The organism is Shewanella abyssi, from assembly GCF_023284025.1.
GTDB classification, from domain to species: Bacteria; Pseudomonadota; Gammaproteobacteria; order Enterobacterales; family Shewanellaceae; genus Shewanella; species Shewanella abyssi.
Window position 1 is genome coordinate 26,444 of the sequence record NZ_JAKIKR010000013.1, and the last position, 26,643, is coordinate 53,086.

The following is a 26,643-nucleotide window of genomic DNA, read 5'->3' on the forward strand; positions in this document are numbered from 1 at the left end:
ACCGACGGCATAAATGCCGACCTACAAAAGATAGTCATAAACATTACACAGCTGTAGGTTGGGCTTTAGCCCATCAATCATCGCAATGGACCATGCTAACCGACGGCATAAATGCCGACCTACAAAAGATAATCATAACCAGATGGCATAAATATTACGCCTCTGTAGGTTGGGCTTTAGCCCATCAATCATTGCAATTGACCATGCTAACCGACGGCATAAGCATTACACCCTGTAGGTTGGGCTTTAGCCCATCAATCATTGTAATGAACCATGCAAACCGACGGCATAAATGCCGACCTACAAAAGATAATGCCGACCTACAAAGGATAGTCGTAAACACCGGCATTAGCATTACACCGCTGTAGGTTGGGCTTTAGCCCATCAATCATCGCAATGAATCATGCTAACTGACGGCATAAATGCCGACCTACAAAAGATAATGCCGACCTACAAAAGATGATCGTAAACACCGAATCGTACTCGCCTGAAGCCTAATTAACGAAATCACTCGTTGATATCGCTTTTTAAGACTTGCTCTTGTAGGAACTTATCACGGGGTAAAATGGCGATATTGAGTCCTACTCCTCTGAGTGATTGATTTAGCACATCTACGTTTGATTTGGACTTGTCTCTCTCTATTTCTGAGATGACTTTCCTTGTTAGTCCGACCATTTTTGCATACTCGTCTTGATTAATAGACAAAAGGCTCACACGTAACTTTTTAAGTGCCTGTCCCGTCGTTATCTCTTTGGCCATGAGTGCATGACAGGTATCAAGTATTAACTCGTCTTTGCTGTTTGACGTTATGTTTTCGCGCTTTGATGATAAGGTTGCGCGTCCGTTATTTTTCGTGGTCATAGTAAGCCCCATAATTCGAACTTAACTCTTAGGTCTTGATAGCTCATGCTAGGGAAGTTTAGGATTGAATCAGTCACACCTCGCGTAGCCAATCTTTCCCTGAGTCCTATCAAGCTCTCAGCGGTAACCTTTAGTTCTGTTAGTAACAACAGTGGCTCAACGAGGTCTCTTAAGCTCTCAGCAATCCCATCGAAATGAAATCTTCCACCTAATTCTAAATTTTGACCCCAGGTGAATGTTCTCGTGATTGTTTCGGGATCAGCTTTCATTGGGGCAAAATCATAGATTGGCGAAAGTGACACATTGTTGTTCATCTTGATAAATGAAGTGTTGCGGCCATGATTATCGCTGTTTCCGAATGCGATATTAAGCAGGTCTCTCCGCACCCACTCAATGACGAACTTCGCAATGCCATCATCTTCGTCCAAAAGGGTTGTGGTATTTCCATAGATATCTGGGTTACTTAGCACTTGTATAATCCCCCTGATAACGTCGCCATGAAGCATTGGAGTCCCAGGCGCTGCGCCTAATATTGAGTATACTGACTCAAGCCCTAATAGTTGTTCTTTGTTGTCGATGATAATTGAGTCGAATCTTGGTAACCATAATGATGGGCCTCTAGCGCTCTCCTCAAGCATCATATGTTCAAGAGGTATGGTGTTAAACCCAAGTGCATGTAATTCATGGTAGAAGTGATACTCTGCTCTGAGTATGTCCTTATCGATGTCATTCACGCCTCTTGGAAATTTAACCAAGTAGCGAATATCCGTGTTATCTGGAGTGTCTTGGAATGTATCAATCCATATCCCACCATCTTGACTACGACGAACAAGGAGTTTTGGAGCGGCGCCACCGGCACCAGATGCGCCACCTGCTGCGGCGCCATTTGCTTGTGCGTACTCAATAAAGTCAACTTCTAGTCTGCAGACATCTTCTACAGTAAAGTGAACGACTATCGGGTTTTCCGGGCGTTCGGGGATTGATTCTTTTATTCGTACATTGCCGATAGGTGCAATTGTGCCGCGGCTAAGTAATTCAAAATTACGGGCTGCAAGGTTTTCGTCCGTTAATCCTAATTTTCTCAGCCAATAATTCCGACTTGATCCAGCTGGCATAATATCGTCAATGAATTTAAACCAATTATGCTGACGAAAGGGCATTGATTCAATGGGTAGTCGAACACTAATTGCTGAGTCGGCAAACTGTTGGTAGAACTCAGGTTTAAGTACATGACTCATCTCATAATCTAGTCGGCAGCGGCTTGAGTTCAATAGATCAGGAAATTCTAGGATGGCCGCATCGTGCCAAGCGTGTTGGTAATTAATTTGAATAGTAAGTCTGCGAACCATACTGCACCTTTATAAGCTCAACAAATGTAAATATTCACACTTATTGAGCAAATAATAGCACATTAAGTGCGTGAGCTACAGTTTAATGAGCTAAATAAGGTTCATTAGCATTACACCCTGTAGGTTGGGCTTTAGCCCATCGATCATTGCAATGGAACATGCTAACCGACGGCATGAATGCCGACCTACAAAAGATATTCGTAACCGACGGCATAAGCATTACACCCTGTAGGTTGGGCTTTAGCCCATCGATCATTGCAATGGAACATGCTAACCGACGGCATAAATGCCGACCTACAAAAGATATTCGTAACCGACGGCATAAGCATTACACCCTGTAGGTTGGGCTTTAGCCCATCAATCATCGCAATGGACCATTACAAACCGACGGCATAAATGCCGACCTACAAAAGATAATCGTAAACACCAACATAAGCATTACACCGCTGTAGGTTGGGCTTTAGCCCATCAATCATCGCAATGGACCATTGCTAACCGACGGCATAAATGCCGACCTACAAAAGATATTCGTAAACACTGGCATAAGCATTACATCCTGTAAGTTGGGCTTTAGCCCATCAATCAACGCGATGGACCATTGCTAACCGACGGCATAAATGCCGACCTACAAAAGATATTCATAAACACTGGCATTAGCATTACACCCTGTAGGTTGGGCTTTAGCCCATCAATCATTGCAATGAACCATGCATAACCGACGGCATGAATGCCGACCTACAAAAGATATTCGTAAACACCGGCAATTTCAGCCAAGATACGGGTGTAATATAGCTCAGCTTTGGTCACGAATGGTATTCCTAGATCCTCAGAGTGACTAACATGCTTTGTAATAGTGCCATAAATAGTGACACTATTAGTGCCAAGTAAAAATAATAGTGCCATAATGGTGCCATTGCTTGTCTCGTTAAAGTGCCAATATCATGTCTAGTACCGCAAAAATACAGCACAGTATATTAACGGCTCATGCCGCATTATCATTATCTGAATTACTCACGCTTAACCCTAGTATTAGCAGACGTACGGCCCAGCGAAGCTTGAGTGAATTAATCAATAATCATACTATCGTTGCAATTGGTGGCGGGCGTTCAAGAAAATACCTAGCAGCTTCTCACTATGGTTCGACAGCTACAGAACTGACAGCTACCAAACCTACACTCAGTGTTAGCGACAATATTAGAGTCCATATTAGCGACCAATTTCCAGCCTACATTCCCCAATCTGCCGACAGTAAAGATATTTTAAATTACATTGAGCAACCTCTGTCAGCAAGATCCCCTGTGGGCTACCAACGCTCTCTGCTAGATGATTATGAGCCGAATGTCAGCTTCTATTTATCCGAACCCATGCGCAGACAACTTTATCGCATGGGCAATACAGGCCTAGCATTACAACCTGCTGGAACTTATGGTCGAGATATATTAAGTAGATTGCTCATTGATTTATCTTGGGCTTCAAGCCATCTAGAGGGCAATACCTATAGCCGACTCGACACGGTTGAGCTTATTGAACATGGTAAAGCTGCACTAGGCAAAGCAAGCATTGAAACTCAGATGATCCTTAACCACAAGGCTGCAATTGAACTACTGGTCGATAACCCTGAATCCATCGGCTTTAATCGTTATACGATATTAAACTTGCACAGTATTTTGTCTGAAAACTTACTACCAAACCCATTTGATGAAGGTCGGATCCGCCAGCATCGGGTCGACATAGGAAAAAGTGTCTATCGTCCCATTTCTGGTGACGCTGTGATTGCTGAGTTACTCGATTTATTGTTAGCCAAAGCCCAAATGATCACCGACCCATTCGAACAATCATTTTTTATGATGGTGCACCTGCCCTATTTACAACCCTTTGCTGACGTCAACAAGCGCACATCACGCTTGGCCGCAAACTTACCTCTGATCCGCGCTAACTTATGTCCATTAACATTTTTAGATGTGCCAGAGGAAGCATACAGCCGCGCAACGCTAGGGGTTTATGAAATGAACAGAATAGAACTTTTACGTGATCTCTACGTATGGGCCTATGAACGCTCAACAAGGGAATATATTGCTCTAAAACAACAATTAGTAGAGCCAGATCCCATGCGCCTAGAGTACAGAAATTTAATTAAGCGGACCGTTTACCAAGTTATCACTAGTCCTGATAGTGATCCAGAAGATGAGATCCGCGCAGTACTCACATTAGAACTCGCCGATGCCGAATTAGAATACTTAACCGCACTGATTATTGAAGAACTGAGAAGACTTCATGAAGGGGTATTAGCAAGATACGGCATTAGACCATCACAATTAAAAATCTGGAAAGATAAGCAGAAATTTATAGAGAAATAATATCACCCATCAATCATTGCAATGGACCATGCTAACCGACGGCATAAGCATTACGCCTCTGTAGGTTGGGCTTTAGCCCATCAATCATCGCAATGACCATACTAACCGACGGCATAAATACCGACCTACAAAAGATAATCGTAAACACCGGCATAAGTATTACGCCGCTGTAGGTTGGGCTTTAGCCCATCAATCATTGCAATGAACCATTGCTAACCGACGGCATAAATGCCGACCTAAAAAAAGATAATGCCGACCTACAACAGATAATCGTAAACGCAAACGCAAACATAAGCATTGCACCGCTGTAGGTTGGGCTTTAGCCCATCAATCATCGCAATGCACCATTACAAACCGACGGCATAAATGCCTTATAAATAGATAGAGTTCCAATACGGATAATCACCAACGCGGTTAACTATTCTCTTTCTTAATGGGTTAGCCACTATATATCGACTGATTTGTATCCTGTCATCATCACTACGTAAGGCACGATCATAAAATGAGGACTGCCACAAACCTCCACTTTGCTTGGCTATTTTGTTAATAGCAAAACTACTAGTCCCTTTCAAAGATCCTACCGTTTTAGATAACTCCGCTCCAGCGCCTAACCTTAGTAATCCATGAAAATGGTCAGGCATTAACACCCAAGTTAACCACGTACTATTATACTGGCGTTCATTTAGAGCAATCTGTAAACAAAACGTACGAGCCATATCAACATCATTGAAAAAAGCCAATCTATCCTTTGTATTAAAAGTGATGAAGTACTCACTCTGCTCTTGTGAAAAACGCCCTTTCCTTAAGTCACTCCATGACATCATTATCTCCTAAAGCATAACCGACGGCATGAATGCCGACCTACAAAAGATAATGCCGACCTACAAAAGATATTCGTAAACACTGGCATAAGCATTACACCTCTGTAGGTTGGGCTTTAGCCCATCAATCATTGCGATCGATCATGCTAACCGACGGCATAAGCATTACACCCTGTAGGTTGGGCTTTAGCCCATCAATCATTGCAATGAACCATTACAAACCGACGGCATAAATGCCGACCTACAAAGGATAATCATAAATGCCGACCTACAAAAAGATAATGCCGACCTATAAAGATGATCGTAAACACCGTCTCCGAACCGTCTTTAAACTTTCTTCCTGTAAGCGAAGCGTTCCGTTATCAGTTATCCTTCTCGGCTCTATGTCGTCTTTGCCCTTCCCGGCTCTTCACCTGTTTTTCCAGCTTTAAACCGTCTCGGTTTTCTCGGCTTCTACCGTCTCAGGCTCAACATCTTTACGTCTAAGCCATTTCATCGTTATCCAAGAATGAGCTAACGCTCGATGATATAATCCGAAAAGTAAAATGAAACAGATAAACATAACTGATTCCGCAATATTGAGCATCTCGCCCAATATACCAATCAAAGCTATATTGGCGGATGCCAAAGTTATACGGACTAAGGTTTGCTTTCTACTAAATCCAGCACGCTCAAAGATATGGTGCAGGTGATCCCTGTCAGGCTTAAATGGCGATTGACCTTTTTTCACTCGACGAATCATAATTGCAGCCATATCCATCAATGGCATGGCTATTAAGTAAAGCGCTGTTACTGGTGAAAATGCGGGACTATCTGCTTCCACACCAATCACTAAAAGCCAAACAACAGTTAACCCTATAAGCATGCTTCCAGCATCACCCATAAAAACTTTACGAAGAGAAGTTAGAGGCCAGCGTAGGTTAAAACACAAGTAGGCTAGAATTGCCGCAATAAAAAGTAATGGAAGGAAAACCCACTCGCTATTCGAATGGTGCAATAAAAAGGCAATTGAAGAGAAAGTCACTAAACTCAACATCCCTGCTAGGCCATCTATACCATCCACCATATTAAATGCATTTATCGAACCTATAACTGCAACTATAGTGACAAATATCCCTAGGTATCCGAGCTGTAAATCAAACCAGTGAAGGATGTAGCCAAGGCTAGACAGGTGCAATTCCGCGCCAAATATTAAAATAGAGGCGATAATCACTTGTGACACTATACGTATTCGTACGGAGAGATCGTACTTGTCATCGAGAATTCCGATAAACAAAAGCAGAGCGGTAGATATTAGATAAAGATTTAATACCTGACTACTAGCAACAAATATTTTTGACGCTACGAGTACACTAATAAATATTCCTAAACCACCAATAAGAGGAATAGAACCCTGATGCTGTTTCCGTTCATTTGGTGAATCTACCAAGCCAATCCTATTCGCGATTGGAAAACTCAATCCTATAGCCAAAAAACTAATCGAAAAACCGACCAACACGATCGCTATATAGTCCATTACCTTATCCCTAAGTCATCCAATCACCAACAGAGCAAGCTAGCTCAGAGGTCATCAAAACACAAATCTGGTTATTTATTAAGCTTTTTTTGTTAATTTTAAGCTGCATCGAACTAAAGATTGCAAAATCAATCAGGTAGCAAAATCCTATCTTCTACCTTAGTTTTAAAATAACGCGTTATTTTCCATATGTGAGTAATCACGTAAAAGTACACACCAAACGTAAGCAAGAATAAACAAAACATCAAAGTTTCATTGAGTGCGTAATAATCACTAGCAATACCTACAATTGCCATTAAAGTTGCCATCAAACAAATCACCAATAAAGAGTGTGAAGACGACAGACCTAAACGTTGACAAATATGATGTAAGTGCTCTCGATCTGGTTGGAACGGAGACTGTCCTTTCCTAACCCGTCTTATCATAATGCAAGCCATATCCATTAGTGGAAAAGCAATCAACCAAAGCGCTGTTACGGGTCTAATAGTCTTGAACTCCCCGCCTTGGCTCGCTTCTATTAACAGCCACACAACTGTAAAACCGATAAACATACTACCAGCATCCCCCATAAAGACCTTAAAACGCTTACCAAACGGGAACCCGAGGTTAAGCATTATGTAGGGCAGCAGAGCCGTAATAAGAATTAAACAAAAGTAGAGTAAATCAACATTCCCGGAAAGAAAGAACAAAAAGCCCAGGGCAGCAAAGGTCACCGAGGCTAAACCACCCAATAACCCATCAATGCCATCCACCATATTGAACGCATTAATAGAGCCAATCACAGCTAGAATTGTAACAAAGTAGCTAGCCCAACCAGGCAGAGCAATAATGTCATTGCCCATCATAAGGCCTAAGCTGTCTAAACTTTTCTCACCAATTGCTATCATAAGCACACTAACGCACGCTTGAACAAATAAGCGATACTTAAAACTAATATCATACCTGTCATCTAGTGCACCAAGCACTATCAAAATAAACGCACATAAAAGGTAAAGAGCTACATCACCGTCAAACGGCGAATAAATACTCAAGGTCAATAACAAACTAATAAATACAGAGATCCCACCAACAAGTGGAATTGCACCGCTATGGTGCTTACGTAAGTTTGGTTTATCTACCAATCCAACATACTTTGCCAATTTTCTAAAAATAAAAAGACTAATGAAAGAAGCAAAAAAAATAGAGCACAGAACGGATAGCATAAGCAACCAAATTACCAAAAAATAATAACTAACAGGTGCTGTTGAATAGTATTCAACAGCACCGCCAAATAAATGACATTGTGTCAATGAATTGCTATAGACGTCAACAGAAATCACACATTTTTACGACAGGGTTCAAGAAGTCTTTTTGCTGTTACAATAAATAAACGACTACCGCGTAGCAAATAGATTAGCATTACAATAAACAACGTAAAGACGCCATACTGCGTCATTTGATGTTGGCAATAAAGACGTTTGAATTGCACGCACTGAATATTGTATCCAATAACGCATTATAGGCAATGGCTGTTGCAAGCGGTGCCCTTAATATAATTCACGACATTTGCTTGCTAACCCTAATGCACTTTTACCCTCCCCTGATTTAAATAACCTCTTACCTTACAACAACTAAACAATTTGCATAATTCAACTATTCACTCAAGAAAAATTACACTAATTCGTCCATCATTGACGACAACTGCTTGCGCCAATGCACAGTATTTAACCCTGAAACCACTTCAGCACTGGCTTTGTCAATTACCGAAAAAACAGGCCTTTTTGCAGGTGTCGGATACGCAGTTCCTGGTATTGGCAACACAGGAATAGCTTCTGTTAGTAAACCCTTTTCTAAACCAAGCTCTTGTATTGCAACCGCAAAATCATACCAAGATGCAACACCTGCATCGGTCCAATGATAGGTTCCTGTGACTTCAGGTTTATCTGCTATTAACCACAACCACTGCGCTAACCCTTTCGCCCAGGTTGGAGTTCCAATTTGGTCATAAATAATGCCAAGCTGAGGTTTTTCCTGCATCAAGCGCAACATGCTTTTTACGAAGTTATTACCGTTGACCGAATACACCCAAGCAGTACGAACAATAACACTTGCTTCTGGCAGTATTTCATTAAGCGCAATATCGCCAGCGAGTTTTGAAGCACCGTAAATATTTATTGGATTAGGTTTTGCATCTGTTTGGTAAGGTCTAGTGCTCTCGCCATCAAAAACAAAATCTGTCGAAATATGTAGGATCCGCGCATTTATTTTCTTGCAGGCCTGCGCCAAGTACTTAACACCCAATTCATTAACCTTATAAGCTATTTCGCTGTCTTTTTCAGCCTGATCAACAGCCGTATATGCTGCAGCATTAATAACGAGGTCAGGTTTATGTTCAGCAATAAAAGCGTTTACGAGAGTTTCATTTGTAATATCAAGTTCTTCTTTTCCAACACTGATTACGTCATAGACTTCAGGAGCAAGTTGTTCCAACTCCCAAGCAAGCTGTCCACCTTTACCGGTAATTAATACTTTCATTCGTCTTCCTGTAATTAGAAATGAGAAATGAGAAAAGAGAAAAGAGAAAAGAGAAATGAATATAAATCCTCTCCCATCCCCTTTTTAATCGCTGACTATTTACTTATCTCTAACTAGTCAAACTTGGGCGCTTCTTGAAAAGACAAACCATTCTCATCTTTGCCTGATAGCTGAGGCTGTTCACCATCCACTAATGGCCAGACAATGCCAATATCTGCATCATCCCAACGTACTGAAACTTCTGACTCAGGGTGGTAATAGTCGGTACATTTATAGACAAACTCAGCTGATTCCGTCATCACATAAAAACCATGGGCAAAACCTTCCGGCACCCAAAGCTGACGCTTATTTTCAGCAGAAAGCACAACACCAACCGCTTTGCCAAAAGTAGGTGAAGACTGACGCATATCAACAGCAACGTCATAAACGCTACCGGATGTAACGCGTACTAACTTACCTTGCGTTTGTGTTTGCTGATAATGTAAACCTCGTAAAATACCTTTAGCAGATTTGCTGTGGTTATCTTGCACAAAAGGCTTAGCGCCTGTTTGCTGCATAAATTCATCAGCGCGAAAGGTTTCCATAAAAAAACCACGTTCATCACCAAATACATTCACTTCTACTATTTTTACATCTGCAATTGCTGTATCAATAAATTTCATTAAATCATTCCATTGGCAATATTAAATAAGTACTGACCATAGCCAGTCTTTTTAAGTTTATCGGCCTGTACAAGCAACTCACCTTTACTTAACCAACCTTGTACGTAAGCAATCTCTTCTAAACAAGCGACTTTAAAGCCCTGACGATGCTCAACCGTTTGTACAAATTGACTAGCCTCAAGTAATGAATCATGGGTGCCTGTATCAAGCCACGCAAAACCACGCCCTAACAATTCAACATTTAAATCGCCACGCTTTAGGTAAGCTATATTTACATCGGTAATTTCTAACTCACCACGATGTGATGGTTTGATCGATTTAGCAATATCAACCACATCATTGTCATAGAAATAGAGGCCCGTGACCGCATAATTTGACTTAGGCTGCTCAGGTTTTTCTTCAATGCTTAAGGCTTTACCGTTTGCATCAAACTCTACCACCCCAAAACGTTCGGGGTCAGTTACATGGTAACCAAAAACAGACGCGCCCTTTTCGACTTTAGCAGCAGCCAATAATTTATCTGAAAAGTGCTGCCCATAGAAAATGTTATCCCCTAATACCAAAGCAACATTGTCATCACCAATAAACTCTTCACCAAGAATAAAAGCTTGTGCTAAACCATCAGGACTTGGCTGCTCTTTATAGGAAATTTCAATACCAAACTGACTGCCGTTACCTAACATTCTTTTGAAATTAGGTAGGTCTTCCGGAGTCGAAATAATCAGCACTTCGCTAATGCCTGCTAACATCAGCACTGAAAGAGGGTAAAAAATCATTGGTTTATCGTATATAGGTAATAACTGTTTCGATGTACCCAATGTAATAGGATGCAAACGACTGCCAGAGCCACCCGCAAGAATAATACCTTTGTATTTTGGAAATGAGGTGTTTTCACGCGCGGATAAATTTTTATCGTTTAACGAATTTTTTATTGTCATCTTGAACTCTATTTTAAAATATAAGATGGTAATGGGTGAACAGTAAGCAGTAAGCAGTAAGCAGTAACAGCTCATCACTCTTTACCTAGTACTAACACTCTTATGTAAGCCAGTTATAAGACGAGAAGCTTGGTCAATACACTCAAACAGCTCTGCAGACTCTGGCGCGAACCCTAAATTAACAGCAATTAAATATTGAGTTTCAACTTCACTCAAAGAACCTCGAGCAATACTTAAAAAATGGGCAAATTCTTTAGGACCACTTCTTGCTGCCCCCTCTGCAATATTTGAAGGAACAGACACTGCTGCTCGTCTAATCTGTGAGAGCAAACCAAACTTTTCTTCACCAGGAAAAGAGCTTGACCATGAATAAATGAGCTTAACCAAAGTCATGCTTACTTGCCAAGCTTGTAAATTATAATGTGGTCGTTCACTCATCACTTAATCCTTTCGTAGGTAGATAAGGGTGGTTATGGGAAAGTAGTAAACGGTAATGAGCATAACTCATCCCTCTTCACCCTTCACCCTTCACTCTTCACCCTTCACCCTTCACCCTTCACCCTTCACTCAGATCCAATTCTTTCCAACTGATATTCGCCACTTAATACACGCTTCCACCAGTTGTCATTATTTAAATACCACTCAACCGTTTTACGAATGCCGGTTTCAAAGCTCTCTTCAGGAACCCAACCTAATTCTCTTTCGATTTTTGATGCATCGATGGCATAACGAACATCATGCCCAGGTCGATCCGTTACAAAGGTAATAAGCTCATTGTAATGAATCATGGGGGATGAGGAAAATGCAGGGTTATTAGAAATTGGTTTTAACTCATCAAGAATGGCACATAAGGTGTGCACTACTTCAATATTCTTTTTCTCGTTATGACCACCAATGTTGTAGGTTTCACCAACCTTACCTTCGGTCACAACCTTATATAAAGCACGGGCATGATCTTCAACATATAACCAATCGCGAATTTGGCTACCATCGCCATACACTGGTAATGACTTTGCAGATAATGCATTTAAAATAACATGTGGGATCAGCTTTTCAGGGAAATGATAAGGTCCATAATTATTTGAACAGTTTGTGACTATCACTGGTAAACCGTAAGTACGGTTCCAAGCCCTAACGAGATGATCGCTAGATGCTTTTGAGGCGGAGTAAGGCGAGCTCGGCTCATAAGATGTTTCTTCTGTGAATAACTCATCTGTGCCCTCCAAATCACCATAAACCTCATCGGTAGAAATATGGTGAAAACGGAATGCCGATTTTTTATCTTCAGGTAAAGCAGACCAATAACCACGCGCCGCTTCTAACAAGGTAAATGTACCAATGATATTGGTCTGCACAAAGTCGCTAGGCCCATCAATAGAACGGTCAACATGTGACTCTGCGGCTAAATGCATCACAGCGGTTGGTTTATAAGTAGCAAAAACATCTGCCATTGCTTGAGCATCACAGATATCAGCTTGTACAAAATGGTAACGTTCATTGCCTGCAACAGTGGCTATAGATTCGAGATTACCCGCATAGGTCAAGCAATCTACATTCACGATTGAGTCATTGGTATTTTCAATAATATGGCGCACAACCGCACTGCCAATAAATCCGGCACCGCCGGTGATTAGAATCATAATAAAATCCTACAAAAAACAAGAAAATAAAAAACAAAGGAATAAAGGAATAAAGGAATAAAGGAATAAAAATCAAAACACCTAGGGAATGACAGTAACTTTTAAACCAGTGCAACTAACTATAAGGTTTGTATATTTTTCAATGTGTGGACAACATATTGATTAGCTTTGGAATAGGTTTCAGCTTCTGCATAACAACGCAATTCAGGTGCATTACCAGATGGGCGTAAATGCACAATTCGACCATCTGCTAATATCATTCTTAAACCATCGGTTTCATCAACACTTTCGATCACTGCATTATCAAACCCTAATTGCGTTAATAATTTTTGAGGCGCATTTTTACCTTGCGAGATAATTTGTTGACTTTTTTCAGTAGCAAAGTTTTGAATACGATCACTGTGTGTAAAACGTTGTGGAAGTTCATTCACTAATGTTGAAATTCCCCTTTCACCAGCCGCGGCTAATAACATAATGGCAGGAAGGATGGCATCACGAGTAGGTAGCGCTTTTAACAGCTGACCATTTAGTAACACATCACTACCTAACAAAAAACCACCATTAGCTTCAAAACCAGCGACTGATTTAAATCTCTTTGCTAAGTTAGCGAACTCGGCAATCACATAAGGCGAACCGATTTTAGTACGCTGTACATAAGCAAAACGATCACACGACTCAATAGCTGTATTACAGCTAACAGGCACGGCAAGTGCTTTGATATTTAAAGCCTCGGCACTTAATAAACCCAGAATATCGCCACGTAACCAATTGCCGTTTTCATCAGAAACAAGTGGTCGATCACCATCTCCATCTGTTGAAAAAACCGCATCCAAATTATATTCTTTAGACCAATTAATAGCCTTAAGAGTATCTTCTTCTGAAACCGCTTCAGTATCAATGGGTACAAATTGATCACTACGCTCAAGCGCAATAACTTCAGCACCCAGTTTTTCAAAAATACGGTAGTAAAGATCACGCCCGGCACTTGAATGTTCGTAAATGCCAATGCGTTTACCTGTCAACCAAGGTGTCGTAAATAAAGACGTATAACGCGTAATATATTCTTCAGCCGCACGGTTACTCACGGCTAATTCAGGAAGTTCGCCAAGCTCTGCAAATTCTACTTGCTCAGTGATAATCACTTGCTCATCAGCTTTACTAATTTCGCCATCAGGACGATAGAATTTAAGCCCATTACGATCAAAAGGAATATGACTCCCCGTGACCATAATGGCCGGAATAACATCTTCTTGAGCAACAAAAGCTAAAGCAGGCGTTGGTACTACGCCGTAATAAACAACCTCAATATCTAATTGTTGCAAAGCACTAGCACACGCCATTGCCATAGCATGGCTACTCGGGCGGTTATCAATTGCTATTGCCACTTGACTAAAACTGAAGTTGCGCTGCATACCAGCAATAAATGCATGCGTAAAAGCAGCGCACACTTCTGCTGTAAATTGAGTCACTAAACCGCGCGCACCACTGGTACCAAAAGCAACGCCACTTTGTGCAATAACCGTTGCGCTAAATAATTTCTTATTCATTATATTTTCCAAGCATTATGGATGTTGTAAAATGATTTACCATCGAAAACTGTACCACTACAAACACTGAGGCATCACACAGAGTATTATTAGATAGAAACACTCGCTAAGGCTTTTCACTGTGGTTAAGCTTTCATCTACTACACTCGACCATACCTATCTTCAAAACGCACAATATCATCTTCACCAAGATAACTACCGGTCTGTACTTCAATCATCTCTAGTGGGATTTTTCCAGGATTTTCTAAAGCATGAATAGTACCCAATGGGATATAGGTAGACTCATTTTCAGTTACTATAATCGTCTTATCGCCATTTAATACACTTGCAGTGCCTGATACGACAATCCAATGCTCTGAACGGTGATGGTGCTTTTGAATCGATAGCTTTTCACCTGGCTTAACCGTAATACGCTTAACTTGGTCTCGTGGACCAGAATCAATTGAATCGTATTTCCCCCAAGGTCGATACACTTCACGATGAAGTTTATGCTCAGTTCTGCCAGCAGCTTTTAACTGGTTAACAATTGCCTTAACATCTTGTACCTTGTCTTTGCTTGCCACTAAAATTGCATCTTTGGTTTCAATAACCACGAGGTTATCCACACCGACTGTTGATACTAATTTGTTGTCCGCATAGATATAATTATTACTTGAATCAACCGTTATTACATCACCTTTAATAACGTTTTGGTTTTCATCTTTCACTGAAACTTCCCATAACGCAGAAAAAGAGCCAACATCACTCCATCCGGCATCCATAGGGACAACTATTGCAGAATGCGTCTTTTCCATCACCGCATAATCAATAGAATCATCAGGACAAGTTTCAAAGATAGCTTTATCAACACGCACAAAGTCTACATCTTGTGAGGGTGTAGCAATAGCACGCTTGCAGACATCTAGCATGTTCGGTGCAAATTTCTCTAACTCTTCGAGATATCGACTTGCTTTGAACATAAACATACCTGAATTCCAGTAATACTCACCAGAATCAAGATATGCTTGCGCTGTTTCCAAATCAGGTTTTTCAACAAATTGACTGACCACAAAGGCATCATGACTATTCGTATCTCGCCCCTCGCAGTACGCCCCTCTCTTTATATAGCCATAACCGGTTTCCGGTGCAGTGGGAACGATACCGAAGGTGACTAGTTTATCGTTTTGTGCAAATGACAGTGCTTTTGCTACGGAATCTCTAAAAGCTTGTTCATTTTCAATAATATGATCCGCAGCCAACACTAACAAAACAGGCTCTTCACCATCAACGGCATTGTTAACCGCTTGCAATGCCGCAAGTGCAATCGCTGGGGCAGTATTTCTGCCAACCGGCTCTAAGATAATGCCGCTATGTTGATAACCGCCTAAACGCATTTGCTCAGCAGCAATAAACCGATGTTCTTCATTACAGATTAATACAGGTGCAGTGTGCTCAATGCCTGATAAACGGGCAACCGTTTGTTGCAACATTGACTCATTACCTGTCACCGTTAAAAACTGCTTTGGGTAAAGCTCGCGAGATAGCGGCCATAGACGACTGCCTGTACCACCAGCCATAATAATAGGTAAAATCATATTGTGTCCTATATAAAAACTAATAAACGCAAATGGAAATGGAAATGGAAATGGAAATGTTGATAGGCCAGAAAAAAACGTTATCAATAAAACGGTTGCATAGGCGATGCGACTTACGCTTTATGACTCAATAATTAAAGCTATTCACTCATCTACTTTATAGTCGAAATAATTGCTCTTCAATTATTATCTGAACCTAACTCTTAATTAAGTCTACAAGAATGATAAAAATATCACTTTGAAATCAGATCAAAATATTGTTTACGAACAATATCCCAAGTGTAACGACGCTGGGCTATTTCTAACATAGATTGGCCATTATCAGAATATTGTTCAGTATTAATATTTCCAACAAGGCCAACTGAATCTGAGAAGAAACTGGCCATACTTTCTGTTGAAGCGCGATTATAATTACAATCAAAGCACATAATCGGCTTAGCAAAGTGCATCATTTCAACTAAGGAGGGGTTAGTGCCTCCAGCCGAATGCCCATGTACATAAAAAGAGCAAGAGGCACGTAATAGTGAAAGCTTCTCAATATCATAAATCGGATCGATAATATCGATATTATCAAAAGATGAATACTTCGCTTTCATCTTTTGACCAAAATCACTGTTATCCCAATTACCGATAAATTTTAAAGGCTTTGCAGTGTGACTAAAGGCATTAAGGATCATTTCTACATTATTTTCAGGCTCAATACGACATAAGGCCAATGCAAAACCAGCATCACTGAAAATCATATCAGTACCAACAGCATGGTCGCCACCATAGGCAATGACGGCACTTTTTACGGCATACTCATTTTGAACGTAATCAGCAATGGCCTGATTATCAGCAATAACAACATTTGAGTATTTTACTGCTAATTTTTCAGAGTATTTGAGGAAGCGTTTAGCCCACTTACCCCATTTATGTCTTCGCCACTCAAGACCATCAATATTAGTCACAACTTTCGATTTCGAAAAAAACCGGAAAAAGGGCAGAAAAATACAACCAGAAACACCAAGAATCAAAACAACATCTGGACGTTTAAAAAGGGCATGTGACAATGAAACAATATCATAAATGATACTTTGAGGACCATTTGCTTTGAATGGGATATAGGCTAACTTGGCACCCTTATAAGATGAGGATTGTTGTTTATAACTTTTGGAGGAGCAATAAACCGTTAAATCGTTTTCTTGGTACTGTACATCAACCAAGTTTTCAACCAGTGTTTCGAATCCACCATAACAAGCTGGTAAACCGACAGTACCTATAATTGCTATTTTAGACATTAGAATATAACCATATATAACAGACCATTCTGTTTTTATTTTTGTTTTTGTATTCATTCGAAAAACACTTCAACAATAAAGTGCTTTCATTAATTATCATTCGATGAGTGCATTACTATACTGGATTTAAAATAGACGCCTTAATTGGCAACCAATATAAACCCTAAGCCTGCGAAGAAAGGAAGGTTGTTTATAAGCTGCTATAAACTTTAGCCGTTTTTTCCCCAACAACAGCCCAATCATATTTATCTTTCATATCCTGATGCGCAACATCGGACAACATTTTCAAGTCAGTACCATCACTTAATGCAAGAGTTATTTTATCTGCCAGATCATGACTATTACCCTTCTTAAAACTAAAACCATTAACTCCATCTGTGACAACTTCCATCATCCCAGGGATATCTGAAACTAACACAGGCGTTTTGTAGCTCATTGCCATCAACAGGACGCCACTCTGATAGATCTCTCTATAGGGCAGAACAATTAGATCTGCGGCACTGTAATATTTAACTACATCATTATCGTGAATATACTTAATATGTTGAATAACACTATTACCCAATCCATTATCATCAATCAATTTTTGATATAAGCTCCAATCATCTTTCCACACCTTACCAGCAATGAGCAGCTTGGCTGTTGGATGGTTCTCGAGTACCAGAGGCATTGCCTGTAGTAAACAATCTAATCCTTTGACTGACTTAATTTGACCAAAAAATAGAATCACTTTATCAGCAGGGATCGCAAGTGCATCACAAGCCTCAACTTTAGGCAACCGAGGGTCGATCTGATCGATATAATTACCATGAGGAATAACGGCAATCATTTTTTCAGGTAAGCATATCTTGGTAAGTAACGCTTGTTTACTTATTTGATTGTGGGCAATGACTTTATCCGCAAGTGTTAAAATACCTAAAGCCCGTTTAGCATTCTTTTCACCATGAAAGCTCTCAACATCGTGTGCTGTTACCACTATTTTAAAACCGAACAATTTAGTTATTTTCAGCATTAGACTTTGCATGAGGTTATAATGAAAAAAGTGGAAATGTACTATTGAAACTTTTGATAATTTAGCATCGATTAAGCTGCGTAATAAGCCAAAAAAGAAATTGAATGCTCGAAAAATAACAGGCGTATTACCCCACACTCCTTTAAAATATTTTTTTACTTTAACCTTGCAGTGAGCGTCTGTAATCGTTTCAGTAGATGTATATAAAACAGCTTCTACCCCACAATTATTCAGACCATTTGCTAAGCCCAAATCATAATAATTCATACCACCGTGCCCACCTACAGGCTCAACAATTGCTACATTTTTAGGCATTTGAATTACTCCATGATGATACGTCTTGCTCGATTAATTCATTGAGTAGTAGCATGTCTTCTCGATATATTTCAGCTAGCCTAGACTTTACACTTTCAGTCATTACAGGCTTACGACCTTTTTTGAATAAATAGGTATTAATAAAAGTTCTAACTTTATACGGAAAAATAGCAGACAGTAACTTCCTGAGCCACACTCGAGAATACAACCAAGCTACAACTTTATTTCTAGGCATCGAAAACTGATTATGACTAACGTTGGTATCTGCATGGCTTGCTTTTTGCACATCTAAAAAGCCAAATAAATCGTTCACAACAGATGGCGTATCGGCCTTAAGTTCTTCTTGCGTATATATTTTAATTTGTTCCCTTGGAAAAACATCTAAATACCGCTTAACTTGTTTACCATAAAGACCTAGTTCAACGTACTGTTGATAATACAATCCCATGTTTTTATGATTCCCTTTTTTAAAAACGATGTCTTCATAGGGCAGATCAACCAAGCCTAACTTTAAATCCATTAAATAGTGTGAATACCCTCTTGCAATTGGATCTCTTAAGACCATTATTATTTTGCACTCAGGGTTATATTCATAAATAGACTTTGCTACATCAGGGTAAAACAAGTAGGAAACGCTGGCTTCGCCTTTGACTTGAACCTCATCACCTTTAGAGAAAAGTGCCTGATAAGCAGGGGCAGAATTCACTTTAAAATCAGCATAAAATAAATTCTGTTTCTCCAGCGCTTCGCAAGAAAAAAAGTTGATCTCTTTAGGTTCCGTCATAAATACCGATGGATTGGCACTCAAATAATGGTAAAGAGATGTTGTACCCGCTTTAGGGGCACCAACGATGATAAAGTCTGGTGACATAAACGACCTTCAAGAAAAAATTATTAGAATAGAGCATCTCGGTAGAGATGTACTATCTATGATGATATTTATTTTTATACGTCAACTAGCATGTGTGAATCATTGCAAAACATTAATGCTTACTAAAATAGCTAGGGAGATACGGGAGTATTACTTTATACCCAATCTTTTAATAAGTGTGGCCTTGATGTTTTTCATTCTAGAAAGATTAAGTAAAATTGAAAGCGAGATCTTAAAAGGGAATGAAAATATAAATAAGGCTAACATAAAGTAATTTGGTTTTACATTCGATAGCTCATAACCAAGTTCCCCCATCAAGTTACCATTTAATTTTTCACAAATATAAATTTCAGTATCTGTTAAAGATGAGTTTTCCCAAGTAGATAGCTTCTCAGGATTAACACCCAAACTTTTAGAATCCGCACCTATAGAAGAGCCAACTTGTGGGATAGCTAACATTGAATCAGAATATTCCAGACTCAAAAAATCACAAATATTTATAACTGTACTTTTGGGATTGAGAATTAAATCTTCAAATTTAACTGAAAGCAGATTATCACCATTGTAAGACAAACATTGTTCTACAGAAGACTTCCAAATTGTTGAAACTGTGAATGGATGATAAAGAGACCAAGATCTAAGCGTTTCATATAAGGGCAAGTCAGTTAACCCTAAGAATTTTCTTTTCCATTTATTTTTTTGTGACAACATAATGGATCTAGGATCTCTCACCATATTAATAAATAGCGTATTACTAATATTTAAGTTTATCTCATTTAAATAATAAACGTTTTTCGGGGTTTGCTCGCAGGCTAACTCTTTTCCATACAAGCCAGAGTAATAATCCAAAAATGAAGAAAATACATTAGCAGGAGTTATCTTATCACTAGCTATTTTGAGCAATACCAACTTAGATTCATTGCTATATTGAGATATTTGATGCTGCTTAAAAAAGCTTTGTTTTTGTATCGCAAACAATTTATTCAATAAATGCAAAGCCCTTTCATTACTGAACACCGTGTTTAGATCGTCAGGGCTAATAATTGACTCTAAAAAATGGATTTCTTGAAATGTGTGAACCTTTTTATTATTGCCTAATATACGACTAAGCATTGTCGTCCCGCTACGTGAATTCCCTACAACAAATATCATTTTACAATTATTCCTAAACTAGACCATGCATATGCGTTTTTTTGAAAAAGTAAATCAAACTTAATTTATCGCCTAAAATGTAAATAAAAAGACCAAAATTCAACTAATTAATGAACTCTTATCAAGCTAGTTTTATAGTCAAATCAGATTGCATTATCGCTTTCTTTCAAGTATGAAATCCAATGTTTTCCGACTTCCCTCTTACCGACAACCTTTGCAGGCACTCCCGCCACTATCGTGTAAGGCTCAACATCCGTAATTACCATTGCCCCCGCAGCAATAACGGCCCCCTCACCAACATGAAGACAACCTTTACCGTGTTTATTGCTAATGATTTGAGCTCCAGCTAAAATTTCCACATGATCACTGATAGTTATGTTAGGCCCCCCTAACGTTACACGCTGCAATATCGAACAATATTCACCCAACTTTGCAGTTGGATTTACAACAAGCCCTCGTGCGTGTGAGAAACATAACCCCTTACCAGCCTCAACTCTCGGTCCAATCCAAACACCGTGAAGAAAATCATTTAGATTTGTAAATAGATAGGCAAGAGGCCTAAATAGGCGATACCGATAACACAACTGACTTAAGCGAAACAGCAGAAGCATTCTTATTTCAGGGTAATAAAAGTACTTAGCAAAGCCCGACCCCTTAACAAGCTGAAAAACCCTTATATCTTCTCTTATATTTGTAAACATATTAGAACCTCAAAAAATGGAATATACCTTTAACGTGCGCATAAAAAAGATCTATTCGGCGTTTATACAACCATTTAATCGACATAAATAGTGCTTGATAAGTCATCGGACACAAACGTTTTAAAGGAGGAAGAGTGTCCCATAGAAATCTCATTTTATTTCTAGACATCCAATACACGGAAAATAGACTCCAATGCCCGTTAGAGCCACCTACCTTATGATAGATTTTGGACTTATCACTGACATCCAATCGAAAACCGTTATTTAAAACTCGCTGGCAAAACTCCAAGTCTTCGACATACATAAAATACTCTGCGTTAAGTAATCCTACTTTAGCAAAGGTCTTCGACGGAATAAGCCATAGACAACCACTAATAAAGCTAACCCGTTCTTTCATAGTTTGACCACGATCCAACTCATGGAAAAAAAAATGCTCTACTGCCCCAGTAATTGGATGGAACTTACCACCAAAAAACCATATACGATCTGGTTGGTCATGTAATAAAATTTTACAACTCGCAATACCAACTGAAGCATCGCTTTCACAACATACTACCAGAGGCTCTAAAAAATCGCTCGTTACTATCGTGTCATTATTCAAAATAAGAACGTAATCGGCATCATCTGCTAGCGCAGATGTAATGCCAATATTATTTCCACAACCATAGCCACCGTTATGCTCTGATTGTATCAATTGAATGGCAAGTGCACCTGAAACATAAGTATCATCCTTTGCAGAACAGGAAAAACCATTATTTAATAAAAAGCGTTGTATTTTCAAAACGGAATCATCTGTTGATTTGTTATCAACAACAATGATATTAAAATGACGATAGCTCACAGAAAACAGGCTCTGTAAACACTCTAGGGTGTCATCAGCACCATTATAATTCAGTAAAATAATGCTAACTTTTGGTTGTACAGACAACATGGTTTTCCTTTTCATTATTCTCAACAAATGCGAATAATATAAATAACGGTAGTAACAGTGTGAAGATCTGAAAAAAGGGTACACTTTGCTGAGGTGTTAATAAGACAAAGACAAGCATATAACGAATAGCATTAATGAAGTCATTGTCTATCTTCATGGTTTTGTGAAGCAACTTCAATACCATAAAAGTTGGATAAGCCCACAAAAATATTATCCCAAAAAGACCATATTGAAAAAAACCACCTAACCAGCCAATATCGGATGGGTAAAAATAGCTAAAATAAGTTGACCAACCATCATTAAATTGATTGCTGACATTACCGGCACCAAAGAGCATGGCATATGGGTTAGCCGTAAAGTAATCAATAACAGTATTCGCAGTCCAAATTCGAGCATTAGAAGACATATCAGAGCCTTCTTTACCAGAGAACACCGTATTAAACATTTCGGCAAAGAAGCTTACTTTACTTAATAGCAAATCAGGCATTAATAGCAAGAACAACGACATTGAAAAAGCCAGAACAGTTGAACTCACTAACGCATAAAAAATAAAACGATTTAAACCAGCATTAAAAATAAAATAGCAGGCCATCACCAGTAGGCTAACGATTAAATATGTCCGGCCACCATTTAGGAAAACAATATAACTTAAAAATAACAAGGTCAGACACAAGTAGCTAAATTTTTTGAAAGTGAAAAGCTTAATGAAAAAATAGATCAAACCAAACTTAATGAAAAATTCAACGAAATGAAACCTAACCCCTCTTGATTCAGTGATTTTGCCAAATCCAACGCCATCATCATTAGCCCAGGGCTCTACAAAAAAGTAGAAGGAGCAGTAAATGATTAAGCTTGCAACAGCAATAAATACAAAGATATTTTCCAACTCATAAAATTTTATACGCTTTGTTATTAGCAGATAGTAAATAGATAGCGCCGCAGATATTACAAACCAGTTACGTTCGGAAAGTAAACCTAATAATAATGGTTGACCGAAATTTATTTTAGTTGAAAATGCGGATATCACAGGGATAATAAACATCAAAACCGCAAAGTATGCGACGCAATTCTGAGCAACCGATCTATTGACGAATAAGTGCACATAGTAAACAATTACAAATGCTAAGGTACACACTAAGAAGACACTTTGTACAACTGTAAAAATCGGCTCTAACGGCGTTGATTGATACATCTTTAAAGATAAAAATAATAACACTAAGATGTATATATATGCGACTTTAATTTTTTTCATATTTAATTCTATTATTGGGCGGCCTTACCGAGTAGCTTAAAAATAGCCTAACCATGTGACTCTGCTCAATGGTGGGTTAAAACCCACTAATGTAGGTGGACAATATACTAAACACAAAAAAGAAAATTTAATAAAACCCTCAAAAAAGGCAATGAGTTAACACGGAGTAACTCGACTCTGGGCATTAGCATATACTATTAGTTCGCAAATCATCGATTTAACTCATAACCTAATAATTTAAAATCTTTTTTGTATATTTCATTTACCACGCCATACATTTTTTTTGAATAAATTTCACTCAAATTTATTCGTTGAGTGCTGGTAACATTTTTTCTAGAGAAAACAATTTTTTTCCCTATTGCTTCCGATAAAAAGAATTCCACATCTTGGATTTTTTCTAAATAACCAATATAATCACAAATTCTACTTTCGCCGTCATAAATAAACTTAAATTGAGGTATAAAATGTTCTGCATAACAATCAACAGCATTTTGTAACCCACCATTCAGCACAAAGTCTTCAAAAGAGTTATATTTGGAAATATAAAGATCCCGCCATACCTTATCTCCAGGATTCATACCTCCTCTCTTCAAATATATGTATGCAGAGTAAAGCCTTTCATAAGGGTTTCTTACAATTGTAAACGTAAACGCATTCTTGAATCTATCTGGGTCTTCATTGAAATAATCTAACGCGGTCGCATGGTGCGATTTATCTATATTATATAAAGCCTTAACAATAGACATACCTGCAGCCTTGGGAATATGTAAAAATACGACTTTATTATTATAATCAAAGAAAAGCTTTCTATTTGAATAATCTAGAGGTTTTTTGAGCTTCGCAGCACTCTGGATTTTATGCTTAATTCTAAAATATACAATACTTTGCCCCAAACCCACCTTAAATATAAAGGTTTTGACCAGTTTTTTAAGGTTTTTTTTTATACGTATTAATATCATTCTTTAGTCCGTCTTAAACATATCATTGATCAATTCGATCTAATGAACGCTACTGGTTTAAAATACTCGCTATGGTAATCACATCAATAACTAGCACTTTCATCGAAATTTATTTTATTAAAAATAGAATTTAACACTCTGAAATAGACCTTTTTGCTATATGAATGGCAAACTATTTTCACTTGGTTTATATTTTAAATTTCTATTTCTATCTGAAATATACTTTGCAGGAACACCTCCAACCACAGTATATGGCTTGATGTCCTTTGTCACAACAGCACCAGCAGCGACTACAGCACCTTCGCCAATCACTACACCAGGCAATACAATAGCCCGAGCCGAAATCCAAGCAAAATCGCCTATTACTACGGGCCCGCCTTCAGAACTGAAATATTGACAGTTGAAATCATGCTGCATTGACCAGATCATTACTTCTGAACTTAAATTCACATTATTGCCAATCTTTATTCCATTTCGGCCATCTAAGGTTGCACCATGCCCAATAACCGTACCATTGCCAATCGAGATATTACTAGGGCGTCTTATATGGAACTTGCTATATATAACGGCGCCATCAAACTTCATGCCCATAATTCTTAGCATAATATTTCTGATTGTACGAATAGGAATGTACGAGATTACCCCTAGCATAATCCATACTATTGATGTTCTTAGCCGCCTCAATATTGATTTAATATATTTGGGGAATGTTGGTTTCATGTTTATTTACTCTGAGTTAAATTGATGCGATTTATGTTAATTGTACCTTAAAATCAATGCGATACTCACCCTCCACGAAAGCATGAGCATACCTCTAGCTACTTCTTTATTTTCTTCTTTTTAGTTTTAATTTCAGGTTCCCCACCAACGAGACAAAATGGCGGAACACCTGCAGTAACAACGACATTTGCAGCAACAATAGAGCCCGTACCTATATGCACGCTTTGGGGTATGTATTAATAACACTTTCGTATTGACATTACAAAATGGGCGCTCTTTGCCATAATCTAAATAACTTTCAGTGTTAGTTATTTGGATTGTTTATTTTTTAATAATATGATACTCCCATAACCTTCGATACCAAAAAATGACAGAAGCATCATTATCATTTTTTTCATTTCAACATCAGCCAAGTTTTTAATTTTGTCAGTTTCCAAACATCAATTGCCATTAAAACATTCCAACACACTAGACTCAATGAGACCGCTATTGCAGCGCCGATAGCACCATACATAGGAATAAGGACAGCAAGCAGTATTAAATTCAGTAGTAATGTAATAAATAGGGATTTTAATGTGCTTTTTTCATTTCCGGTCATATTCAACACTAACCCGACCGACCCCATTAACACGTTGACCAATTGACCAAAACATAGAATAACCAAAATTGGATAAGCCGCTAAATAGTCTTTACCAAACAATAAACTAATCGCAAATTCACCGAATATGATAAGAAAAAAGATGATAGGTAATGAAACTAACGAACTTAACCGTACACTTTTTGTTAATAACGCTTGAGTCTCCTGTAGATCTCCTTTTTTATATAAGCGGGCAATATTAGGCATGATAACCGCATTAACCGAATGTAGACCTAATGCAATTAAAGCAACCGCCTGCATCGCAACTTTAAAATAGGCCACAGATTCATTATCAACTAACCAACCTAGTAACACACTGGCCAACTCAGTATTTAATGTAGCAATAAAAGTCATGATGGTGAATGGCAACAATGAAGCATACCACTTTTTTATAGTATATTCAGGCGCACATTTATGAGCATTCGATTTGATTGTATTGTTTAATAAGATAGCACTGACAAAAAAAGCAAATAATGAAGCCAATATAGAAATATTAATTAGCTTGCTGCCGGTTAATTCAACACCATAAAAAATATAGAAACACAAAATGACTAATGTAAGCGCAGGTGCAAATATTTGCACTGGTAATTGTGCCAGAATAGGTTGCCTAAAACCGTTTAATACAGCCCCCTGCTGAGTTAATACCCCCTTTAAAGGTATTAATAAAATGGCAACCCACAACAGATCCGATACTGCCACCTTGAAAAAATCAAAGTACAAGCCTAAGTACATACACATCATAATAATGAGTGAAAGCACAAGCACATAAACGCGCGACCAGTTAATAACCCCGGCTAAAAGTGCCCACTTTTCTTCTAAATGAAAATGGGCAATTTCTCTTACAAGTAAGTTAGGCAACCCCGCTATAACCGGTAAGGTAGCCATGGCAATAATTGCTAATGTAAAGCTATATAAACCAAACTGTTCAGGGCCTAGGTAACGGGCAAATATAACACCCGTTACCATAGCCAATCCACGACTGATTAACATGACCCCAGCTGTGCCTGTGAATTTTTTAAGTAATGAACTCACAC

The 26,643-nt window shown here is 38.7% G+C and carries 24 protein-coding genes; 1 reads left to right on the forward strand and 23 read right to left on the reverse strand.

All coding sequences use genetic code 11. The features are described from left to right. Positions 1-507 precede the first annotated feature (507 nt). The 3 genes from L2755_RS07935 to L2755_RS07945 form a co-directional block, all read right to left on the reverse strand. Positions 508-861 (reverse strand): helix-turn-helix domain-containing protein, encoded by a 354-nt coding sequence (locus L2755_RS07935; protein WP_248980145.1) that lies wholly within the window; start codon positions 859-861, stop codon positions 508-510. Continuing rightward, positions 858-2,210, reverse strand: a complete 1,353-nt coding sequence (locus L2755_RS07940) for a type II toxin-antitoxin system HipA family toxin (protein ID WP_248980146.1) — start codon at positions 2,208-2,210, stop codon at positions 858-860. Before L2755_RS07940 ends, L2755_RS07935 begins: the two co-directional genes overlap by 4 nt. A 735-nt stretch (positions 2,211-2,945) precedes the next feature. After that, the gene (locus L2755_RS07945) at positions 2,946-3,113 is read right to left on the reverse strand and encodes a hypothetical protein (protein WP_248980147.1); all 168 of its coding nucleotides are present in this window, start codon (positions 3,111-3,113) and stop codon (positions 2,946-2,948) included. Positions 3,114-3,151: 38 nt separating this feature from the next. Here L2755_RS07945 and L2755_RS07950 point away from each other — a divergent pair, with 38 nt between their 5' ends. Beyond that, positions 3,152-4,567, forward strand: a complete 1,416-nt coding sequence (locus L2755_RS07950) for a Fic family protein (RefSeq protein ID WP_248980148.1) — start codon at positions 3,152-3,154, stop codon at positions 4,565-4,567. A 371-nt stretch (positions 4,568-4,938) separates the two neighbouring features. On the opposite strand, the gene L2755_RS07955 is transcribed toward L2755_RS07950, so the two are convergent. From L2755_RS07955 to L2755_RS08050, 20 genes are all read right to left on the reverse strand, one after another. Continuing rightward, complete coding sequence (locus L2755_RS07955) at positions 4,939-5,388, reverse strand: REP-associated tyrosine transposase (protein ID WP_248980149.1); 450 nt, start codon at positions 5,386-5,388, stop codon at positions 4,939-4,941. Positions 5,389-5,815: 427 nt separating this feature from the next. Further along, positions 5,816-6,904 carry a UDP-N-acetylglucosamine--undecaprenyl-phosphate N-acetylglucosaminephosphotransferase gene (gene wecA / locus L2755_RS07960; RefSeq protein ID WP_248980150.1) on the reverse strand — a complete coding sequence of 363 codons (1,089 nt, stop codon included), beginning with the start codon at positions 6,902-6,904 and terminating at the stop codon, positions 5,816-5,818. 128 nt (positions 6,905-7,032) lie between these two features. Beyond that, positions 7,033-8,106, reverse strand: a complete 1,074-nt coding sequence (gene wecA, locus L2755_RS07965; protein ID WP_248980198.1) for a UDP-N-acetylglucosamine--undecaprenyl-phosphate N-acetylglucosaminephosphotransferase — start codon at positions 8,104-8,106, stop codon at positions 7,033-7,035. A 448-nt stretch (positions 8,107-8,554) separates the two neighbouring features. Then, positions 8,555-9,418 (reverse strand): dTDP-4-dehydrorhamnose reductase, encoded by an 864-nt coding sequence (gene rfbD / locus L2755_RS07970; protein WP_248980151.1) that lies wholly within the window; start codon positions 9,416-9,418, stop codon positions 8,555-8,557. A gap of 113 nt (positions 9,419-9,531) precedes the next feature. After that, a complete protein-coding gene (rfbC, locus tag L2755_RS07975) occupies positions 9,532-10,080 on the reverse strand; it encodes a dTDP-4-dehydrorhamnose 3,5-epimerase (RefSeq protein ID WP_248980152.1) in 549 nt (182 codons plus the stop codon). Continuing rightward, positions 10,080-11,018 carry a glucose-1-phosphate thymidylyltransferase RfbA gene (gene rfbA, locus L2755_RS07980; RefSeq protein WP_248980153.1) on the reverse strand — a complete coding sequence of 313 codons (939 nt, stop codon included), beginning with the start codon at positions 11,016-11,018 and terminating at the stop codon, positions 10,080-10,082. Before rfbA ends, rfbC begins: the two co-directional genes overlap by 1 nt. An 81-nt stretch (positions 11,019-11,099) precedes the next feature. Continuing rightward, positions 11,100-11,456 carry a four helix bundle protein gene (locus tag L2755_RS07985; RefSeq protein WP_248980154.1) on the reverse strand — a complete coding sequence of 119 codons (357 nt, stop codon included), beginning with the start codon at positions 11,454-11,456 and terminating at the stop codon, positions 11,100-11,102. A gap of 125 nt (positions 11,457-11,581) precedes the next feature. Next, entirely contained in the window at positions 11,582-12,661 is a 1,080-nt protein-coding gene (gene rfbB, locus L2755_RS07990) for a dTDP-glucose 4,6-dehydratase (protein ID WP_248980199.1), read from the reverse strand. A 116-nt stretch (positions 12,662-12,777) separates the two neighbouring features. Beyond that, positions 12,778-14,205: a phosphomannomutase gene (locus L2755_RS07995; protein ID WP_248980155.1), complete on the reverse strand. Its 1,428-nt coding sequence runs from the start codon at positions 14,203-14,205 to the stop codon at positions 12,778-12,780. A 140-nt stretch (positions 14,206-14,345) separates the two neighbouring features. After that, positions 14,346-15,779 (reverse strand): mannose-1-phosphate guanylyltransferase/mannose-6-phosphate isomerase, encoded by a 1,434-nt coding sequence (locus L2755_RS08000; RefSeq protein WP_248980156.1) that lies wholly within the window; start codon positions 15,777-15,779, stop codon positions 14,346-14,348. A gap of 233 nt (positions 15,780-16,012) precedes the next feature. After that, the gene (locus L2755_RS08005) at positions 16,013-17,116 is read right to left on the reverse strand and encodes a DUF1972 domain-containing protein (RefSeq protein WP_248980157.1); all 1,104 of its coding nucleotides are present in this window, start codon (positions 17,114-17,116) and stop codon (positions 16,013-16,015) included. 133 nt (positions 17,117-17,249) lie between these two features. Beyond that, on the reverse strand, positions 17,250-18,386 hold the full coding sequence (locus L2755_RS08010; protein ID WP_248980158.1) for a glycosyltransferase family 4 protein: 1,137 nt from the start codon (positions 18,384-18,386) through the stop codon (positions 17,250-17,252). Beyond that, on the reverse strand, positions 18,379-19,257 hold the full coding sequence (locus L2755_RS08015) for a sulfotransferase domain-containing protein (protein WP_248980159.1): 879 nt from the start codon (positions 19,255-19,257) through the stop codon (positions 18,379-18,381). Before L2755_RS08015 ends, L2755_RS08010 begins: the two co-directional genes overlap by 8 nt. Before the next feature lie 150 nt (positions 19,258-19,407). Next, positions 19,408-20,409, reverse strand: coding sequence for a sulfotransferase family protein (locus L2755_RS08020; RefSeq protein WP_248980160.1), 1,002 nt, complete (start codon positions 20,407-20,409; stop codon positions 19,408-19,410). 143 nt (positions 20,410-20,552) lie between these two features. Continuing rightward, positions 20,553-21,110, reverse strand: coding sequence for an LbetaH domain-containing protein (locus L2755_RS08025; RefSeq protein ID WP_248980161.1), 558 nt, complete (start codon positions 21,108-21,110; stop codon positions 20,553-20,555). Position 21,111: 1 nt separating this feature from the next. Further along, entirely contained in the window at positions 21,112-22,041 is a 930-nt protein-coding gene (locus L2755_RS08030) for a glycosyltransferase family 2 protein (RefSeq protein ID WP_248980162.1), read from the reverse strand. Next, positions 22,016-23,293 (reverse strand): hypothetical protein, encoded by a 1,278-nt coding sequence (locus L2755_RS08035; RefSeq protein WP_248980163.1) that lies wholly within the window; start codon positions 23,291-23,293, stop codon positions 22,016-22,018. The genes L2755_RS08030 and L2755_RS08035 overlap by 26 nt, the downstream gene beginning before the upstream one ends. 209 nt (positions 23,294-23,502) lie before the next feature. Continuing rightward, positions 23,503-24,252, reverse strand: a complete 750-nt coding sequence (locus L2755_RS08040) for a sulfotransferase family 2 domain-containing protein (RefSeq protein ID WP_248980164.1) — start codon at positions 24,250-24,252, stop codon at positions 23,503-23,505. 156 nt (positions 24,253-24,408) lie between these two features. After that, a complete protein-coding gene (locus L2755_RS08045; RefSeq protein ID WP_248980165.1) occupies positions 24,409-24,855 on the reverse strand; it encodes an acyltransferase in 447 nt (148 codons plus the stop codon). Between the two features lie 511 nt (positions 24,856-25,366). After that, on the reverse strand, positions 25,367-26,641 hold the full coding sequence (locus L2755_RS08050; protein ID WP_248980166.1) for a flippase: 1,275 nt from the start codon (positions 26,639-26,641) through the stop codon (positions 25,367-25,369). Positions 26,642-26,643: the final 2 nt, after the last annotated feature.

Bases quoted from the DNA above. Each gene is read 5' to 3' on its own strand.
- L2755_RS07935 (WP_248980145.1), bottom strand. From the start codon at position 861: ATGACCACGAAAAATAACGGACGCGCAACCTTATCATCAAAGCGCGAA.
- L2755_RS07940 (WP_248980146.1), bottom strand. From the start codon at position 2,210: ATGGTTCGCAGACTTACTATTCAAATTAATTACCAACACGCTTGGCAC.
- L2755_RS07945 (WP_248980147.1), bottom strand. From the start codon at position 3,113: ATGGCACTATTATTTTTACTTGGCACTAATAGTGTCACTATTTATGGC.
- L2755_RS07950 (WP_248980148.1), top strand. From the start codon at position 3,152: ATGTCTAGTACCGCAAAAATACAGCACAGTATATTAACGGCTCATGCC.
- L2755_RS07955 (WP_248980149.1), bottom strand. From the start codon at position 5,388: ATGTCATGGAGTGACTTAAGGAAAGGGCGTTTTTCACAAGAGCAGAGT.
- wecA (WP_248980150.1), bottom strand. From the start codon at position 6,904: ATGGACTATATAGCGATCGTGTTGGTCGGTTTTTCGATTAGTTTTTTG.
- wecA (WP_248980198.1), bottom strand. From the start codon at position 8,106: ATGCTATCCGTTCTGTGCTCTATTTTTTTTGCTTCTTTCATTAGTCTT.
- rfbD (WP_248980151.1), bottom strand. From the start codon at position 9,418: ATGAAAGTATTAATTACCGGTAAAGGTGGACAGCTTGCTTGGGAGTTG.
- rfbC (WP_248980152.1), bottom strand. From the start codon at position 10,080: ATGAAATTTATTGATACAGCAATTGCAGATGTAAAAATAGTAGAAGTG.
- rfbA (WP_248980153.1), bottom strand. From the start codon at position 11,018: ATGACAATAAAAAATTCGTTAAACGATAAAAATTTATCCGCGCGTGAA.
- L2755_RS07985 (WP_248980154.1), bottom strand. From the start codon at position 11,456: ATGAGTGAACGACCACATTATAATTTACAAGCTTGGCAAGTAAGCATG.
- L2755_RS07995 (WP_248980155.1), bottom strand. From the start codon at position 14,205: ATGAATAAGAAATTATTTAGCGCAACGGTTATTGCACAAAGTGGCGTT.
- L2755_RS08000 (WP_248980156.1), bottom strand. From the start codon at position 15,779: ATGATTTTACCTATTATTATGGCTGGTGGTACAGGCAGTCGTCTATGG.
- L2755_RS08005 (WP_248980157.1), bottom strand. From the start codon at position 17,116: ATGAATACAAAAACAAAAATAAAAACAGAATGGTCTGTTATATATGGT.
- L2755_RS08010 (WP_248980158.1), bottom strand. From the start codon at position 18,386: ATGCCTAAAAATGTAGCAATTGTTGAGCCTGTAGGTGGGCACGGTGGT.
- L2755_RS08015 (WP_248980159.1), bottom strand. From the start codon at position 19,257: ATGTCACCAGACTTTATCATCGTTGGTGCCCCTAAAGCGGGTACAACA.
- L2755_RS08020 (WP_248980160.1), bottom strand. From the start codon at position 20,409: ATGATATTTGTTGTAGGGAATTCACGTAGCGGGACGACAATGCTTAGT.
- L2755_RS08025 (WP_248980161.1), bottom strand. From the start codon at position 21,110: ATGTTTACAAATATAAGAGAAGATATAAGGGTTTTTCAGCTTGTTAAG.
- L2755_RS08030 (WP_248980162.1), bottom strand. From the start codon at position 22,041: ATGTTGTCTGTACAACCAAAAGTTAGCATTATTTTACTGAATTATAAT.
- L2755_RS08035 (WP_248980163.1), bottom strand. From the start codon at position 23,293: ATGAAAAAAATTAAAGTCGCATATATATACATCTTAGTGTTATTATTT.
- L2755_RS08040 (WP_248980164.1), bottom strand. From the start codon at position 24,252: ATGATATTAATACGTATAAAAAAAAACCTTAAAAAACTGGTCAAAACC.
- L2755_RS08045 (WP_248980165.1), bottom strand. From the start codon at position 24,855: ATGCTAAGAATTATGGGCATGAAGTTTGATGGCGCCGTTATATATAGC.